At 33.3% G+C, this 17,406-nt stretch carries 13 protein-coding genes, 1 tRNA gene and 2 pseudogenes; 6 read left to right on the top strand and 10 right to left on the bottom strand.

Annotated features, from left to right (window positions below; all coding sequences use genetic code 11):
* Positions 1-4: 4 nt before the first annotated feature.
* Positions 5-1,294: an anthranilate synthase component I family protein gene (locus ACZ1JT_RS11685; RefSeq protein ID WP_465094005.1), complete on the bottom strand. Its 1,290-nt coding sequence runs from the start codon at positions 1,292-1,294 to the stop codon at positions 5-7.
* Between the two features lie 232 nt (positions 1,295-1,526).
* On the opposite strand from ACZ1JT_RS11685, the gene ACZ1JT_RS11680 reads away from it, so the two are divergent.
* Positions 1,527-2,126 (top strand): hypothetical protein, encoded by a 600-nt coding sequence (locus ACZ1JT_RS11680; RefSeq protein ID WP_465094004.1) that lies wholly within the window; start codon positions 1,527-1,529, stop codon positions 2,124-2,126.
* A gap of 43 nt (positions 2,127-2,169) precedes the next feature.
* Here the strand turns inward: ACZ1JT_RS11680 and ACZ1JT_RS11675 are convergent.
* Positions 2,170-2,313: pseudogene (locus ACZ1JT_RS11675) on the bottom strand (dihydrolipoyl dehydrogenase); the annotation flags it as partial.
* A gap of 250 nt (positions 2,314-2,563) precedes the next feature.
* Between ACZ1JT_RS11675 and ACZ1JT_RS11670 the strand changes: the two are divergent.
* Positions 2,564-2,938, top strand: a complete 375-nt coding sequence (locus tag ACZ1JT_RS11670; protein WP_465094003.1) for a DoxX family membrane protein — start codon at positions 2,564-2,566, stop codon at positions 2,936-2,938.
* A 44-nt stretch (positions 2,939-2,982) separates the two neighbouring features.
* Here the strand turns inward: ACZ1JT_RS11670 and lpdA are convergent, their stop codons facing one another.
* Both lpdA and ACZ1JT_RS11660 read right to left on the bottom strand, forming a co-directional pair.
* Positions 2,983-4,386: a dihydrolipoyl dehydrogenase gene (gene lpdA / locus ACZ1JT_RS11665; protein WP_465094002.1), complete on the bottom strand. Its 1,404-nt coding sequence runs from the start codon at positions 4,384-4,386 to the stop codon at positions 2,983-2,985.
* 94 nt (positions 4,387-4,480) lie between these two features.
* Positions 4,481-4,939, bottom strand: coding sequence for an Lrp/AsnC family transcriptional regulator (locus ACZ1JT_RS11660; RefSeq protein WP_465094001.1), 459 nt, complete (start codon positions 4,937-4,939; stop codon positions 4,481-4,483).
* 178 nt (positions 4,940-5,117) lie between these two features.
* Here ACZ1JT_RS11660 and ACZ1JT_RS11655 point away from each other — a divergent pair, with 178 nt between their 5' ends.
* From ACZ1JT_RS11655 to ACZ1JT_RS11640, 4 genes are all read left to right on the top strand, one after another.
* Positions 5,118-6,323: an aminotransferase class I/II-fold pyridoxal phosphate-dependent enzyme gene (locus ACZ1JT_RS11655; RefSeq protein WP_465094000.1), complete on the top strand. Its 1,206-nt coding sequence runs from the start codon at positions 5,118-5,120 to the stop codon at positions 6,321-6,323.
* An 85-nt stretch (positions 6,324-6,408) separates the two neighbouring features.
* Positions 6,409-7,431: a T9SS type A sorting domain-containing protein gene (locus ACZ1JT_RS11650; protein ID WP_465093999.1), complete on the top strand. Its 1,023-nt coding sequence runs from the start codon at positions 6,409-6,411 to the stop codon at positions 7,429-7,431.
* A 163-nt stretch (positions 7,432-7,594) separates the two neighbouring features.
* Positions 7,595-9,760, top strand: a complete 2,166-nt coding sequence (locus ACZ1JT_RS11645) for a S9 family peptidase (RefSeq protein WP_465093998.1) — start codon at positions 7,595-7,597, stop codon at positions 9,758-9,760.
* A 104-nt stretch (positions 9,761-9,864) separates the two neighbouring features.
* On the top strand, positions 9,865-10,254 hold the full coding sequence (locus ACZ1JT_RS11640) for a DUF1398 domain-containing protein (protein WP_465093997.1): 390 nt from the start codon (positions 9,865-9,867) through the stop codon (positions 10,252-10,254).
* A gap of 36 nt (positions 10,255-10,290) precedes the next feature.
* Here ACZ1JT_RS11640 and ACZ1JT_RS11635 read toward each other — a convergent pair whose 3' ends face one another.
* From ACZ1JT_RS11635 to lolA1, 6 genes and pseudogenes are all read right to left on the bottom strand, one after another.
* Positions 10,291-11,991, bottom strand: a complete 1,701-nt coding sequence (locus ACZ1JT_RS11635) for an amino acid permease (protein ID WP_465093996.1) — start codon at positions 11,989-11,991, stop codon at positions 10,291-10,293.
* 183 nt (positions 11,992-12,174) lie between these two features.
* Positions 12,175-13,725 (bottom strand): annotated as a pseudogene (gene eptA / locus ACZ1JT_RS11630) (phosphoethanolamine--lipid A transferase EptA).
* A 206-nt stretch (positions 13,726-13,931) separates the two neighbouring features.
* Positions 13,932-14,016: transfer RNA gene (locus ACZ1JT_RS11625), tRNA-Ser, on the bottom strand.
* 146 nt (positions 14,017-14,162) lie between these two features.
* Positions 14,163-15,299 carry a 3,4-dihydroxy-2-butanone-4-phosphate synthase gene (gene ribB / locus ACZ1JT_RS11620; RefSeq protein WP_465093995.1) on the bottom strand — a complete coding sequence of 379 codons (1,137 nt, stop codon included), beginning with the start codon at positions 15,297-15,299 and terminating at the stop codon, positions 14,163-14,165.
* Positions 15,300-15,309: 10 nt separating this feature from the next.
* Positions 15,310-16,752 (bottom strand): LptF/LptG family permease, encoded by a 1,443-nt coding sequence (locus tag ACZ1JT_RS11615; RefSeq protein WP_465093994.1) that lies wholly within the window; start codon positions 16,750-16,752, stop codon positions 15,310-15,312.
* A gap of 8 nt (positions 16,753-16,760) precedes the next feature.
* Positions 16,761-17,405, bottom strand: coding sequence for an outer membrane lipoprotein periplasmic chaperone LolA1 (gene lolA1, locus ACZ1JT_RS11610; protein ID WP_465093993.1), 645 nt, complete (start codon positions 17,403-17,405; stop codon positions 16,761-16,763).
* Between the last annotated feature and the right edge of the window lies 1 nt (position 17,406).

Genomic DNA, 17,406 nt, shown 5'->3' with positions numbered 1-17,406 from the left:
AAATTTAACCCAGTAAGACCTCGCGCATGGCTTTTGCTTTCAACAAACATTCCTCGTATTCCATTTCTGGATTGGATGCTGCAGTAATAGCGCTTCCTACGGAAAACGAAACATATTTTTCTTTGGCGTTGTACAAAATACTTCGGATGACCACATTAAAATCAAAATCGTTATCCGGCGTAAAATAGCCTACGGCTCCACTGTACAAACCGCGTTTGGTTTCCTCTAAATCGTCAATGATTTGCATGGCGGAAATTTTTGGTGCTCCGGTCATGCTTCCCATTGGGAATGTTGTTTTGATGATTTCAACGGACGATGTTGACTCATCTACTTCCGAAATGACTGTAGATATCATTTGGTGTACTTGTTTGAATGTATAAATTCCACACAATTCTTCTACCTGAACTGAACCTTTTGTAGCGGTATGTGACAAATCGTTGCGAACCAAATCGACTATCATAATGTTTTCGGAACGTTCTTTCGGATTTTGCGATAAATCTGTTTTGGATTGCTCGTCTAGTTCTGGATCGGAAAGACGTTTTGCCGTTCCTTTTATGGGTTGTGAAATGACTTTCGTTCCTTGTTTGCGTAAGTATCTTTCGGGTGATGCTGAAAGCAGATAATCAGTATTATTTTTGAAAAATGTAGCAAATGGCGGTTCTGAAATCGCGTTGAGTTTCTGATAAATTTCCAACGGATTGATTGGCGTATTCTCTGCGTAAAACTCCATGCAGAAATTTGCTTCGTAAATATCACCCCGATGGATATGTTTCAACATTTCGTTTACTTTCTCAAGATACTTTTCTTTTGAAATGCGCTGTTCAATTTTTATTGCAGTATTACTGCCCTCTTTTCCTTCTTGCATTTCAACTATTTCACTAAAATCTTCTTCCAATTCGTCATCGCACATATTCAGGTATCGGATTTCCAATTCATCTCCTTTTAGTAAAAACAATTTCTTAGGCTGAAAAAAGAACAAGTCCGGAAAGTGTAACCCGTCAAAATTATTGGATTTTAAGTTTTCGGTATCGTTTTTTAAATCGTAAGAAAGATAGCCAAACAACCAATCTTTAGCTTGTTGTTGATATTGCTTTAAGTCTTCAAAGGCATTGTGGTAATCGGTTTTTATTGATGTAAACGCATCACAAGCCAAAACACAGTCATAACTTCCGTACTGTTGCGGATACTTATTACTGTCGAGAAAAACAACTTCCCGATACTGCTGCGCCCAACTCAACAATTTACTTTTGAATGGAGCTACATTTGAAATGCATTTAAAAACTGAAGTTCTCAAAAAATACTTTTTATATTGTAAAAGTACTGCTTACCAATAAAGTGTACAAGGAATTTGTATAAAGTTGATAAATGATAAATTGTAATAAATTAATTTAGAATTCTACCTCTCAACTCTATTTGGAAATCATAACAATATATGCGTTATTTGAGTTCAAATTATTTCAATTATGAAACAAATAATCTTTTTATTTTTTATCACTACTGCATGTTTTAAAATTCATGCACAAAAAATGGAATCAATCGATTCGCTTAACAGTCAGATTTGTAAAACATTAGAAAATACAAAATCGGTTAGAAACGACAAACGAATTGAAATTATAAACAAAAACCATATCACTCCTTATTTATCGAAAATAACAGACACAATTGTTCAAAAAGAAGTGTTTGATAAAATTTATTACAGACTTCAAAAAAACTGTTTAGCCTTTACCGAAATCCTTGATGAAGCGGAAGAAAACAAAAGTGATTGGCAAATTGTAAAAGAAGCTCCCGTATTTAATTTGACTAAAAGTCAGATTAAAACATTAGAAAGCATAACTAAATTCACCTATAAAGAATATTCTGGAGGAACCGTAAATGTTTCAATTAAAAACGGATTTTGGATTGAGCAATTTGAAGACAAAACGTATTCAAAACTTATCTATCGAAAAAAACCGAACGGTGCATTTGAAATTGAATTTGTTGAAAGCGATAATGGTACTCGAAAAAATTTAAGCAAAAAAGGAGATTTGTATGAATATCAGGTTTTTAGTGTCGAAAATGGTAATTACAATGTGTACATTGCTGCCAACGATGTCTACTATCAGTTTAAATTATATCCAGTAAAATAAAAAAGCCGTTCAGTTGAACGGCTTTTTTATTTATTAATATGTGTTACACGTGTAATGCTCTGTTATCTGTAGCAGCTAAAGCCGCTTCTTTGATAGCTTCTGCAAAGGTTGGGTGTGCGTGCAACATTCTTGAAATATCTTCAGCAGATGCTCTGAATTCCATTGCGGTTACCGCTTCAACAATTAAACATGAATTGTACACCAGTGAAAAAAATATCAACAAATACCGTCCTCATTTAGGATTGCAAATTTGGGATGATTTAAAAACCGGCTGGTACATGCTGGAATCCATCATTGCGTTTATTGTCCAGCTTTGAAAGTTGATTTTGATTGGGTTTCTAGGATATATTGGCTATAAAAAACTTTCCAAAAAACAACAATAACCTTTGGTTTATTTTCTTACATTTGATTAACTAACTATTAAAAATCAACTATTTATGAAAATTGCAACTATCATTATTAGAGTTTTGCTTGGTGCATTATTGTTATTTGGCTCTGTTGTTTATTTTTTAAAATTATTTCCAACACCCGAATTAACCGGAAACTTAAAAACTTTCAACGACGGTATGGCTGCATCAGGATACATGATGAATTTAGTTAAATCAGTAGAATTACTTTGTGGTTTGGCTTTTATTTCCGGAAAGTTTATTCGCTTAGCCAACTTAGTTTTATTGCCGGTTTCAGTGAATATCGTTTTGGTTCATTTGTTTTTAGATCCTGCCAATATAGCTGCCGGAGCTTTTGTATTTATTGCAAATATTTTTCTGATTTATAAATATTGGGACAGTTACAAAGAAATTTTTAAACCATAAAAAAAGCCGTTCTGTTGAACGGCTTTTTTTATATAAACTAAGTATTATACATGTAATGCTCTGTTATCTGTAGCAGCTAAAGCCGCTTCTTTGATAGCTTCTGCAAACGTTGGGTGTGCGTGCGACATTCTTGAAATATCTTCAGCAGAGGCTCTGAATTCCATTGCAGTTACTGCTTCAGCAATTAAATCGGCAGCTCTTGCTCCAATCATATGGATTCCTAAAACTTCGTCAGTTTTAGCATCGGCTAAGATTTTTACAAAACCTTCAATATCAGCACTTGCGCGAGCACGTCCTAACGCTTTAAAAGGGAAACTTCCGGCTTTGTATGCTACTCCGGCTTCTTTCAATTGCTCTTCTGTTTTACCAACTGCAGCAACTTCTGGCCAAGTATATACAACTCCAGGAATTAGGTTATAATCGATATGAGGTTTTTGACCTGCTAAATATTCAGCAACCATTACCCCTTCTTCTTCCGCTTTGTGTGCTAACATGGCTCCGCGAACTACGTCACCGATTGCATAAATGTTAGAAGCTGTTGTTTGTAAATGATCGTTTACTTCAACCTGACCTCTTTCTGTGATTTTAACTCCAGCTTTATCAGCGTTCAAACCATCTGTATAAGGACGACGACCTACTGATACTAAAGCATAATCACCTTCTAAAGTAATTACTTCACCTTTAGTGTTTTCAGCTTTCACCACTACACCTTCCCCAGCTCTGTCAACCGCCTGAACTTTATGAGAGGTATAAAATTTCATGCCTTGTTTTTTCAACACTTTGGTTAATTCTTTCGATAAACCAGCGTCCATACCAGGAATGATTCTGTCCATATATTCTACAACAGAAACCTGAGCTCCTAATCGTAAATATACTTGTCCAAGCTCTAAACCGATAACGCCACCACCAATAATAACAAGGTGTTTAGGAACTTCCGGTAATTTTAAAGCTTCGGTAGAAGTAATGATTCTTTCTTTGTCAATTTTGATGAAAGGCAAAGTAGATGGTTTTGAACCCGTTGCGATGATTGTATTCTTAGCTTCCAATTTCTCAACAGAACCGTCTGTTTTAGTAACATTGATAGTAGTTGCATTTTCAAAAGAACCTACACCGTTAAATACTGTAATGTTATTTTTATCCATCAAATATTTAACACCTCCGGAAGTTTGATCAACTACCGCTTGTTTACGGTCGATCATCTTTTGAAGATTGACTTTCACCTCACCAGAAACTTCAATTCCGTGATCTGCAAAATGTTGTAATTCTTCGTAATGGTGAGAAGAAGCTAACATGGCTTTAGACGGAATACAACCAACGTTTAAACATGTACCTCCTAAAGTAGAATATTTTTCAATAATGGCTGTTTTCATTCCTAATTGTGCGCAACGAATTGCCGCTACATATCCACCAGGACCAGAACCAATAACAACTACGTCAAATGAACTCATAGTATTTATTTTATGTTGTGTTTTTAAAAATTTCGCAGGACAAAATTAAGGAATTTTGTTTATTTCGAGATTGGTTTCATTCGTTATTTCTGAATTAAATTTCAAAAACTGTAGTACTTTTCACTTGACTAATCATAAAGGTACTATGGGTGCTTCCTATATGCTGTAACGTGGTAAGTTTGGTTACCATAAATTCACGGTATTCTTCCATGTCTTTTAAACATATTTTTAAAATATAATCGTAATCACCACTAACATGGAAACACTCCAGCACCTCATTCAGTTTCACCACTTCTTTTTCAAACTGATCGATAAATTCAATTTTGTGCTGTGTTAATTTAATATGACAAAAAACCACAAAACCTTTATCAATTTTATTGCGATTAACCAAAGCCACATAATTAGAAATTACGCCTTCTTTTTCGAGCTTTTTTATTCTCTCATATACTGCGGTAACCGAAAGATTTAACTTTAAAGACAACTCTTTAGTGGTTTGTTTGCTATCTGTTTGTAATAGTTTGAGCAGTTTTCTATCGATGGCATCAAAATTCATAAGGGTAAAAAAATTGGTTTGAAGTCCAAATTTAAGAATAAAAAAGAAAAATAAACTAATAAATATTAAAAAATAAGAATATTAATCCAAATAATTTAATATGTATTGATTATTTTTCGAATATCTGCTTTATTTGACCTTTAATTAACTACAAACAACCTACTAAAAAATAATTATTATGGCAGATTTTAATCCAGCAGACAGAATTCAGGATTTACAATATTTTGGAGAATTTGGAGGTGTCAACCCTTCTATTTCTGACAGTTCAACGTATACTTTCCTTTCCGCAAAAACCATGTTCGATACGTTCGAAGGTAATGCTGAAGGCTGTTATTTATATTCGCGTCATTCGTCTCCAAGTAACTTATACCTAGACAAAGCATTAGCTGCTATGGAAGGTACAGAAACTGCAAACGTTGCTGCTTCCGGAATGGGCGCTATCACACCTACTTTATTACAATTGTGTGGAAATGGAGATCACATTGTTTCAAGTCGTACCATTTATGGTGGAACATATGCTTTCTTAAAGAATTTTGTTCCAAGAATGGGTATCAAAACCACATTTGTAGACATTACAAAATTGGATGTTGTTGAAGCTGCTATCACACCTAATACAAAAGTACTTTACTGCGAAACGGTGAGTAATCCATTGTTAGAAGTTGCTGACATTGCTTCTTTGGCTAAAATTGCCAAAAAACACAATATCAAATTGGTAGTAGATAATACATTCTCACCTTTATCTGTAGCTCCGGCTAAATTAGGTGCCGATATTGTAATTCACAGTTTAACAAAATACATCAACGGAAGTAGTGATACCGTTGGTGGTGTAGTTTGTGCTTCGCAGGATTTTATCAATGCTTTGAAAAATGTAAACGATGGTGCCAGTATGCTATTAGGACCAACTATGGATAGTTTGCGTTCGGCATCGGTAATGAAAAACCTTCGTACGCTTCACATTCGCATGAAACAACACAGTTACAACGCACAATATTTGGCAGAGAAATTTGAAGCAGACGGAATCAAGACAGTTTATCCTGGTTTACAATCACATCCAAGTCATGAAATTTATAAAACGATGATTAATCCGGAATACGGTTTTGGCGGAATGATGACTATTGATGTAGGTTCCTTAGACAAAGCCAACGAATTAATGGAATTAATGCAGGAAAGAAATCTTGGCTATTTAGCAGTAAGTTTAGGATTCTACAAAACGTTATTCTCTGCTCCGGGAACTTCAACATCTTCTGAAATTCCTTTAGACGAACAAAAAGAAATGGGACTAACCGACGGATTGATTCGTTTCTCCATTGGTTTAGATAACGATATTGAAAGAACCTACAACATGATGAAAGCATGTATGAAGGAACTTTCGATTTTAAATTAAGTTTTTTAGTTTTTTAGTTAGTCATCCGCTTTTGATTTTCATTAGCGGATTTCTTTTTTTAAATCATTAACTTTGAAAAAAAAGAATGATGAAAAAATACTATTCCTTGTTTATATTATTTATTTCAGTGGTGAGTTATACACAAACCATAAATTTCACTGACATAAATTTTAAGAACAGACTTCTTCTTGCTGATACTTCTTCTGACATTGCAAGGGATGTAAATGGTAATTTCATTGTAATAGACTCAAACAATAATAATGAAATTGAATTAAATGAAGCCGCTAGTGTTTTCGGTTTAAACCTTAGCAATTCAGGCATATCTGTATTAGATGGAATTGAAAACTTTATCAATTTAGAAAATTTGCAAATTCAAAATAATTCAATTGCCACATTACCCATATCAAATTTAGCAGCATTAAAAACTTTATATTGTTCGGATAATCAAATAACAAGTGTTACAGAGACTGAAGAGCTAGAAAACTTAGAAGATTTGTGGATTAGTAACAACCCTATTAGTACAATTAACTTATCCAATCTATTAAATCTTTGGCGCTTAGTTTGTAACAACACCTTATTGCAGGAAATTAATACATGCGGTACAGCAATTACAGCTTTATGGGCAGAAAATAATCCTAATCTTCAAAACATTAATTTGAAAAACAATTTTATTTCCCCAGATTATTATACACAAAGACTGACACCTCCACCGCTCCAGAGTTTTTACTTTGGCAATCTTCCATCATTAAACACTATTTGCCATGATGATGGAGAATATCAAGCAGTATACGTAGGACTATATGAAACAATTCCTAGTGGTGTTACTGTTTCCACAACATGTGCAAATTGCATATTGGGAACTGAAAGTTTTACTTCAGAAACTTTATTCACACTTTATCCTAACCCCGTTGATTCTATTCTGTACATTAATTCAGAAAAAAATCAGCAAATTAAATCAATTACTATATTTAATAGTTTGGGACAAATTATACTAAAAGATGAATCAAATACATCACAAATAAACCTTTCTGCAATTTCTTCAGGTCATTATTTTATTCAAATGGATTCAGATTCTGGGGTACATTTTTCTAAATTCATCAAAAATTAACTTCACCGTAGTGAATCTTTTTTCTATTAGAAATTTTATTTGATTTCTAACATGTAACAATTACAGAATTCCAACAACTAATTGATGTATCAAATAATTTTTAGTTTTCTTAACAGCTTAAGAATTCTAATATATATAAATTAGCCTTTTAAAATTTTAATTGATGAAAAAGTTTACTCTGTTCTTTCTTCTAACGGGATCAATGGTTTTTGCTCAACAAAACTTCACCATAGAAGAAACTGTTATGGGTGGTAGAAAATACGCTCCAACAACACAAATCGCACAACAGTGGCGTAAAAATGTAAAATCGGTTACCTACTTAAGTTCTGATTTTTCAAATTTATTGGAAAAAAATGCTGCAAACGGTTGGAAAGAAACCACATTGGCAACCAAATCTGATTTTGAAACAGCTTTAAAAGCTAAATTCTCAAACGATGAATTTGAAGTACGCACGTTTCCATTCTCTTTCGAATGGACTACCAATACTGCTTTTGAGACTGAAGTTGCAGGAAAAAAGAACAATTACAAAGTAACCTACGATGTAGTTTCTAAACAAATTACAAACGCTGTAACATATTCTAATGAAGGTTCACAGGCTAAATTTTCAGCTAATGGAAATGTAGCTTGGTTAAAAGATAACAATATACGCATCACCTCAAATGGAAACGTTATCGAAGTAACCAACGATCAAAACCCTGGAATTGTTAATGGTACAGATTATGTTCACCGTCAAGAGTTTGGAATTGACCGCGGAATGTGGTGGAACGAATCCGGAACACAATTGGCCTATTACCGAAAAGACGAAACCATGGTAGGCAACTATCCTATCATTAACTGGAACGAACGTGAAGCAGTAAATAAAGATATTAAATATCCAATGGCTGGTATGACCAGTGAAAATGTAACTCTAGTGGTTTACGATGTAAAAACCGGAAATAAAGTTACCATTCAAACTGGCGAACCAAAAGAACAATATTTAACCATGGTTTCTTGGGAACCAACTGGAAAATACATTTTCATTGGAATATTGAATCGTGAACAAAATCATTTAAAATTCAATAAATATAACGCTGCTACAGGAGCTTTTGTAAAAACCTTATTTGAAGAAAAAGCAGCAACATGGGTTGAGCCACAACATGCTTTAACTTTTGTTCCGAACAATCCAAACCAATTTATTTATCAGACTGATTTTTACGGATTCAACCAAATGTATTTGTACAATACCGATGGTAAATTATTGAAAAACCTTGGTTATAAAGATGTAGTAGTTAAAGATCTTTTAGGATTTGATGCTAAAGGAACGAAAATCAACTATATGGGAACGGCGAACAATGGTTTGGACAAACAATTGTATCAAGTTGATATTAAATCTGGAAAAACAACTCAGTTAACAACTGTTTCAGGTATGCACACTGCTTCTGTTTCTTCAGACGGAACGATGGTTTTAGACCAATACAGCAATGTAACTACTCCTAACGAAATTTCAGTTATCGACGTAAAATCGAAAAAAGCAACAACTTTGGTTAAAGCTGATAATCCTTTTACGGGTAAAATCAACATGCCAAAAATGGAATTGGTTACTATTACGTCGGCAGATGGAAAAACACCGTTAAACGGACGAATTATCTATCCAGGCAATTTTGATGCTACTAAAAAATATCCGGTAATGCTTTATGTATACGGAGGTTCACACGCGCAATTGGTAAACAACCGTTGGATGGGCGGCGGCGGCTACTTCGATTATTACATGGCACAACAAGGTTATGTTGTATTTACTTTGGATAACCGTGGTAGTGATTCTCGTGGTAAAAAATTCTGCGATGTAAACCACCGTCAGTTGGGTGTTAATGAAATGGCCGACCAGATGAAAGGTATTGAATTCTTAAAATCAAAAGCATTTGTAGATGCTGATAAAATTGGTGTTTTCGGATGGAGTTTTGGTGGTTTCATGACAACTTCCTTAATGACCAATCATGCAGATGTGTTTAAAGTTGGTGTAGCCGGCGGACCGGTAATCGACTGGAAATATTATGAAGTAATGTACGGTGAGCGTTATATGGATATGCCACAAGAAAACCCTGAAGGTTATGCTAAAGCGTCATTATTAGATAAAGCCAAAAACTTAAAAGGTCGCTTGTTAATTATTCATGGAACACAAGATCCTGTGGTTGTGCAACAAAACAGTATGAATTTTATTGAAGCTTGTATTAAGGCTGGAAAACAAGTAGACTACTTCTTATATCCTAACCATGAGCACAATGTTTCAGGTAAAGATAGAATTCACATGTATGCAAAAATTGCAGATTACTTTAATGTGTATTTGAAATAGACTATTTGACTTCTTAAAATTTTAGATAATTTAAAAATCCGTTGTTATTACACAACGGATTTTTTTTTCTCGTAACTTAGTATCATAATAAAATTTCATAAAAAATGTTTTCTATAGAACAAATACACGAAGCCCATAGTAAAGTGAAATCAGGTGCAGATTTTCCAGATTACATCAAAGCATTAAAAGTAATTGGTGTTATTCGTTATGAAACCTATGTTACTGATGGACATACCAATTACTATGGCGCTAACAATTTTAAAGCCGCTTCATCTGAAAAATATGATGCAATATTAGTTTCTGATACCTGCAATTCGGACCAATTCAAATCTGATTTGAAAGCACATCAACAAGGCAATAGCGACTATCTAACATTTATCAACCAGAGTGCTAAACACGGCATTGAAAAATGGATTGTAGATATGGCGAAAATGACCTGTACTTATTACAATAAAAAAGACATTGAAGTTTACCAAGAAAATATACCTCAATAAAAAATCCCGAGTAAAATCGGGATTTTTTATTATTATTTAATCTTCTAATGAAGGTGAAAGTTTATTTGAATTTAATTTACTGTTTTTGAATCCGTAGCACAAATAGAATACTAACCCAATTACCAACCAAACACCAAACCATTTCCAGTTAGAAACTGCCATTCCGGTTAACAAGTAACAGCACGAAATTAATCCCAACAACGGAATCAAGGAAAGATTTTTCATAAAAGAAAGCACAGCCATTACTACACATAAAATGAAAAATACAACCATAGATATATTAGTGGCAATTTTGTCTTCAGAAAAATCGAATGTTTCTGAAAAGAATGTAGGAAACATATAATTTACTACTAAGGCGGAAACTACTACCAATCCTGGAAAAATAAATTTCGAATTGATGTATGGAATTCTAAATTTCCCATTTGTTTTACGTTCCGCTAATTCGGCTTCGCTTTGTGGCGAAAGCATCAACACACCTCCACAAACCAATACGAACGCGAACAAGGTTCCGATACTGGTAAAGTCTAAAACGAAGTTTTCATCGGTAAAGAAAATTGGCAATCCAACCACTAACCCCGTTACTATTGTTGCAAAACCTGGCGTTTTATGTTTTGGATGAATTTCAGAGAATTTTTTTGGCATTAGTCCATCACGACTCATGGTCATCCAAATACGAGGTTGCCCCATTTGAAAAACCAACATTACACTAGTCATTGCAACAACCGCTGCAATGGAAACAATAAACAACATCCACTTTACACCTTTTAAGGCAAAAATTTCAGCTAAAGGATCACTTACCCCTAGCAAGTCGTATTTAACCATTCCTGTTAATACCATTGCCAGAATAATATATACTACGGTACAAATCACCAATGAATAAATCATTCCTTTAGGTAAATCACGTTGTGGGTTTTTACATTCTTCAGCTAAAGTTGAAACCGCATCAAAACCAATATATGCGAAAAATACTGCCGATACTCCAGCCATAACACCTCCAAAACCATTTGGCATAAAAGGAGTCCAATTCTCTATATCTACGTAAAAAGCTCCAACAACAATAACTAAAACAATAATGGCCAACTTAATCATAACCATTATATTACTGAAGTTTTTAGACTCTTTAGTTCCTTTGTAAACCAAATAAGTAATCATCAAATTAATTACAAAGGCAGGCATATCGAAAATAACTCTTAAGTTTCCTATCATTGGTGCATTTTGCCAAGCGTTAAAACCTTCACCTGGTTTGTTATCCAGAAAAGCTGAATGAGCAGATTGGTAGTTGATTGTTAACCATTCCGGTAAATGAATATGGAAACTTTCTAATAAATTGGTAAAATAACCACTCCATGAAAAAGCTATGTAAATATTACCAATAGAATACTCCATAATAAGAGCCCAACCAATTATCCAGGCGAATACTTCACCAAAAGATACATAAGCATACGTATAAGCACTACCGGATACTGGAACACGAGAAGCAAATTCGGCATAACACATTGCGGTAAAACCACAAGCAATTGCGCATATTACATACAATAAAATTACTCCTGGCCCACCCGAAAAACAAGCATTTCCAATAGCAGAAAACGTTCCCCCACCAATAATGGCGGCAATTCCAAAAAAGGTTAAATCACGAACGGTAAGTACTTTATGAAGTCCGGTAGCATGCTCACCATCTCCTCCTTGTTTTAATATAGTTGCAGTAGATTTTCTTCTGAATAAATCGGTAAAAGACATAAATAGTTTTTCCTTAGTTTGGTTTATTAATTTTTAGGAAAAACAAATATATAAAACCAGTTTGTTTAATTGGTATTTATAGCCATTTTTTATAGCACGAATACATCGTCTAGAGTCAAAACTCAATCACACACACCACAATTTTAATTTTTATTTCAAATCATCAACAAATAGTCTCTTTGCTTATTTACTTTTAAAAATATTCATATCCTCATTATAAATTGGACTATCTATGTTTAGAAAATTTAAAACGCTATGAAACACATAATATTGAGATAGCTCTGCATTTGATTTTACCTGTTTCAAACTATTATCAGAAAGCCAAACAATAAACGGAATTTCGTATTGTTCTTTTGGTGCAATACTTAAGGGTAATCCGTGCATGTATAAGTTTTTTTCACCTAATGATTCCCCATGATCCGACACAAAAATCATGGCGCTCTTATACTCTTTCAAATCGTTCAAATCATCAATAACTTTAGATAAGATATAATCTGTATAAACAATAGTATTATCGTAAGCATTCATTAGTTCGGTTTGAGAACAATTGCTTAATTCCACACTATTGCAAACTGGTTTAAAAACTTCAAACTGCGTCGGATATTTTTTATTGTACGTTGGACCGTGGCTGGTACTTGTGTGTAATACAATGAGTACTTTGTTTTTTTGGCTAGCTCGTATCTGTTCTTTTAACCCTGATATTAAAATCTCATCGTAATTACAGGCATCACTTTTACAGTCTTACGTTAAGAATTCTCTATTTTGATAGTTTTTAATATGAACAGGCGGCTCACCCCAATTTGTAGTTCTCCAAACAACTTCCACATCATTTCTGTATAAATAGTTTGGTAGAATTTCGTATAAATCGTTAGTCTCTTTATAGTCCAAAATACTTTTTACCCCAGCGGTTGTATATGTAGCATTTGAAACAGCATTAAAATGATATACATTTGATATTTTAGAAAGTAACGGATTCGTATTCTTCTTATAGCCGTAAAGAGAAAAATTCTGACGTCTTGCAGATTCCCCAATAACTAATACTACAACCGATTTCTGATTATCTTTTATTGAAGCCTTTGGAAGTAAAATCTCCTGTTCATTTTTTTTATACTTATGAATATAAAAAAGAGAGACATTAACCGAATAAGACCATGGCATGGCAAGTCCGCCTAGCGATTTAGAATTTTTATCAATCCACAACCAATTACTGGCATTGGCAAAAACTAAAGTTAGAATAAATAATAAGGTTAAAGAAGTGATAACCAAAAACCTTTTGAAGGTTACACTTACCACTCTAGCTTTAATGATATAAATACTAGGCATGACTCCAAATAAAATGAAATAAACCAATAGTTTTAGAGATAAGAAACTACTTGATTCTTCATAATTGGTGTTGAGTATATTACCAATCATGCTTTCGTCTATTATTACGCCATACGTATTTACAAAATATAATGCTATTGAATTAATACAAAATGATAGTATCAAGAAAAACTTCCCGAAAAAACGGGATACGAAAAAGAATAGAAAATACAGAAAAGCATTTAGAATCAGCATTAAAACAACCAGACTAGCAATGATTATAACACCTCCGAAGCTTTTATACTCAAGATTATTAAAAACATATTTAAAAAAAGGATAATGAAAAAATATAAAATTTAAAAAACTCATTATTAAAACAAACTGAGTTAATTTTAAATTATTTAATAATCTATATGTTGATAGTAATTTCATTTTAATGTTTCAATGCTAATCTGTGCAATTCACAAAAGAAAAACTTTAACCCGACTTTTCAATGTTAATGAGTCTTAAAGATAAGTATCATAAATATAGATAACAACTTAATTACTTTTTTGTTTGGAAGAAATCATGCCGATAGAAACACGTAAAAACAAAAAAACCCTGAAAGATAACTTCCAAGGATTCATTTTGAACTTCTGCGGAGAAAGAGGGATTCGAACCCCCGGACCTGTTACAGTCAACAGTTTTCAAGACTGCCGCAATCGACCACTCTGCCATTTCTCCAATATGTTTGCCCTACTTCCGTATTGCGAGTGCAAATATAGAAAGCTTTTTGATTTCTGCAAACCTTTTTTTTCAAAAAAAGACAATTTATTTCATCATCTTTTTTAACTCTTTCATTTATATAGGTTTAGAAAACTATTTTTTTTCTAATAATTTACATACTCTACAATTTCCAAACCATATCCAATCATACCAACACGCTTTCCTTGGTCGGTATTGGTTACTAAACGAATTTTAGAAATATCAATGTCATGTAAAATTTGAGCGCCTATACCAAAATCTTTGCTATCGATAACAATTTTAGGTGCTTTCATCACACCACGCGATTGTAATGCTTTCAATTCAGACACTCTACTCAACAAACTAACCGATTGCATATCTTGGTTGATAAAAATAACCGCTCCACTACCCTGCTCGTTTATAACTTTGAACATTTCGTCTAGTTGCTTATCTGCATTGTTAGTTAATGTCCCTAATAAATCGTTATTAACCTGAGATGAATTTATTCTTGTTAATACAGCGTCTCCTAAATTCCAGGTTCCTTTGGTTAAAGCGATGTGAACTTGTTTATTGGTTGTTTGTTCGTAAGCGCGTAATCTAAAAGTTCCGAAACGGGTTTCAATATCGAAATCCTCTTTCTTTACAATTAGACTGTCATGTTGCATTCGGTAAGCTACTAAATCTTCAATTGAAACCAGTTTCAAATCAAATTTTTTAGCCACTTCATACAATTGTGGTAATCTGGCCATAGAGCCATCTTCGTTCATAATTTCCACAATAACACCTGCTGGTTTAAATCCTGCCAAACGGGCAAAATCTATAGCTGCCTCGGTATGTCCTGTACGACGCAACACGCCTCCTTGTTTAGCAATTAATGGAAATATATGTCCGGGTCTAGCCAAATCATACGGTTTAGTTTCCGGACTTATTAATGCTTGAATTGTTTTTGCTCTATCGGAAGCAGAAATACCAGTAGTTACTCCATGTCCTTTCAAATCGACTGAAACAGTAAAAGCCGTTTCCATATGATCGGTATTATTGGAAACCATAGCCTTTAAGTCGAGTTCTTTACAACGACTTTCGGTTAATGGAGTACAAATTAACCCGCGACCATGAGTAGCCATAAAATTAACCATTTCAGGAGTGATTTTTTCGGCTGCAGCTAAAAAGTCACCTTCATTCTCTCGATCTTCGTCATCAACTACTATAATGACTTTTCCTTGTCGGATGTCTTCTATAGCTTCCTCGATTGTGTTTAGTTGTATGTGTTGTGTAGTTAGCATTATATTGTATTTATTTGTCTTCTTTACTTCCGTTAAAGAGTCTGCTATATAGTTTTTGGAATGGCTCTGTAATCCAATCGAAATTAATCATAATTCCAATATCGTTTGTTGCTCTGTAAGTTAATACTATGGCTAAAGGCGTAAGTACCATAGAAGATAGCCATGTTCCTAAAAATGGTGGCATCCCGTTTTCTTGGGCTACTTTTTTACCAAAGGTATTTATAAAATGGAACGTAATAAAAATCAAAATTGCAAAAACAATAGGCAATCCTAATCCACCTTTTCGAATAATTGCTCCTAATGGCGCACCAATAAAAAACATTAGTAAACATGAAAAAGCAATAACAAATTTTTCATGTAAAGCAATCCAGTGTTTGTTGATATTCTTTTGTTTTTCAAACAAATCGTTTTTACCAACATCAATAGAAAAATCAGTACTAGAAACGTTGTTTTTAGCCATTTCAAAAATCCTTTTTTGTTCATCAGAAGTAAACAATTTTAAAACATCTTCTGTAGAATTAAAATTTCTGGAATTAACTGTTAGTTTTGGTTTTAATGCAAATTCAACATTTTGCGAGATATTATCTGAAAAAGAAACTACATCCTTTTTATAACTCTTTTGAAGAGAATCGATAGTATAATTTAGTTCATTAACATTTAACATGGTGTTTGTATTCACAATTTCACCTTGATCTTCCGATTTATTTAGCTTTGACAAATCGATGTTAATGGTATATTTTTTAAAAAATGCTTTAGCAAAAGGTTGTTTGTCACGTTCTTCAACTTTTTGAGGTAAAATATCTTCGTAATAATATCCATCCAATAAGTCTAACTTTAAGATACTTGAACTATTATCGCTTTTTAAAACTCCGTTTTTAGCCTTAATCACTGTTTTATTACCAAAGCCTTGATTCGACTTAACGTGCATGGTTACTCCTTCTAGAAGCTCACCATTTTCACCTGATTTTTTATCGACTTTAATATTCGAATTCCCAATCGTATTAAACTGTCCTTCTGCAATAGCCATTGCAGGTTTGGTTTGTAAAATATCTTTACGAAGATTGATGAACTTATATTCGGCCCTTGGAATTATATTATTTGCAAAAAAGAAAGCTAAAATACTAAGCATGAAAATACAAATAGTTAGCACTTTCATAGCTCTTTTTAAAGAAATACCCGCTGATTTCATGGCAGCAAATTCATAATTCTCGGCAAAACTACCGAACGTCATAATAGATGCCAATAAAATTGACAATGGTAAAACCAGCGGAACAATTTTAGGGGAATAAAACACCAAAAATTTTACAACTACCATTACATCTAAATTTTTACCTGCCAATTCGGAAATAAAAAGCCAAACCCCTTGTAAAATAAAGATGAAAAAGAGGATTACAAATACCGAAGCAAATGTGCTCAAAAAGGAGGTTAAGATATAACGGTCAAGTATTTTCACTTGAAAAATTAGTCTAAATTATTGATGTAGTATTTCGGATATTTACTCTGCGTAAAGGTAAAATGATTTTTTGAAATTGGTTGGTTTGTTTTAAAAGAATTAACAGTGATAATTGTTTTAGAACCGTTTTTGCCAATTTCAATCAAATTATAGATGTTTTTTGTTTGTGCATCAACACCTATAAGTATCTCTTTACGATTATCTTTAGAACTAACCGGGATGAGTTTAACATACTGAATTTTTCTTCCTTTAACATTTTGAAGAATGTCCCAAGAATATTTAAATCCGGAATTGAAGAATGTTAACATTTTCGCAGGCGTAACGGCATCAGCATCCCTATCGTCTTGTTTCGAAATAGTAATTTCTTCATCTTCAGGAACAATAGTATAATTTTTAACACCATCAAAAATTTTGGTAACACCCATAAAGTTGAGAACATACTGATTCCCTTTTATGGTGACATTCCCTTTACTTTCTTGATTTACATTATCCTTAAAGTTTTGAAAAGAATAGCTAAATCCTATTTGAATATTCTCGTAACTTTTTACTTTACTCGATACTTGATCTAGCAAATCTTTAGCTTTTTTAGAATCTTGTGCTTGTGCAGAAAATCCAAAAAACAGAAAAGATAATATGGCTATATAGTATTTCATT

The sequence above is a fragment of the Flavobacterium sp. IC2-16 genome, from assembly GCF_055521455.1.
This window is presented reverse-complemented; position numbering and strand designations above follow the sequence as displayed.

Excerpts from the sequence above, each read along its gene's own strand:
- ACZ1JT_RS11680 (WP_465094004.1), top strand. The coding sequence starts at position 1,527 with ATGGAATCAATCGATTCGCTTAACAGTCAGATTTGTAAAACATTAGAA.
- ribB (WP_465093995.1), bottom strand. The coding sequence starts at position 15,299 with ATGCTAACTACACAACACATACAACTAAACACAATCGAGGAAGCTATA.
- ACZ1JT_RS11640 (WP_465093997.1), top strand. The coding sequence starts at position 9,865 with ATGTTTTCTATAGAACAAATACACGAAGCCCATAGTAAAGTGAAATCA.
- ACZ1JT_RS11655 (WP_465094000.1), top strand. The coding sequence starts at position 5,118 with ATGGCAGATTTTAATCCAGCAGACAGAATTCAGGATTTACAATATTTT.
- ACZ1JT_RS11670 (WP_465094003.1), top strand. The coding sequence starts at position 2,564 with ATGAAAATTGCAACTATCATTATTAGAGTTTTGCTTGGTGCATTATTG.
- ACZ1JT_RS11660 (WP_465094001.1), bottom strand. The coding sequence starts at position 4,939 with ATGAATTTTGATGCCATCGATAGAAAACTGCTCAAACTATTACAAACA.
- ACZ1JT_RS11645 (WP_465093998.1), top strand. The coding sequence starts at position 7,595 with ATGAAAAAGTTTACTCTGTTCTTTCTTCTAACGGGATCAATGGTTTTT.
- ACZ1JT_RS11635 (WP_465093996.1), bottom strand. The coding sequence starts at position 11,991 with ATGTCTTTTACCGATTTATTCAGAAGAAAATCTACTGCAACTATATTA.
- ACZ1JT_RS11650 (WP_465093999.1), top strand. The coding sequence starts at position 6,409 with ATGATGAAAAAATACTATTCCTTGTTTATATTATTTATTTCAGTGGTG.
- lolA1 (WP_465093993.1), bottom strand. The coding sequence starts at position 17,405 with ATGAAATACTATATAGCCATATTATCTTTTCTGTTTTTTGGATTTTCT.
- lpdA (WP_465094002.1), bottom strand. The coding sequence starts at position 4,386 with ATGAGTTCATTTGACGTAGTTGTTATTGGTTCTGGTCCTGGTGGATAT.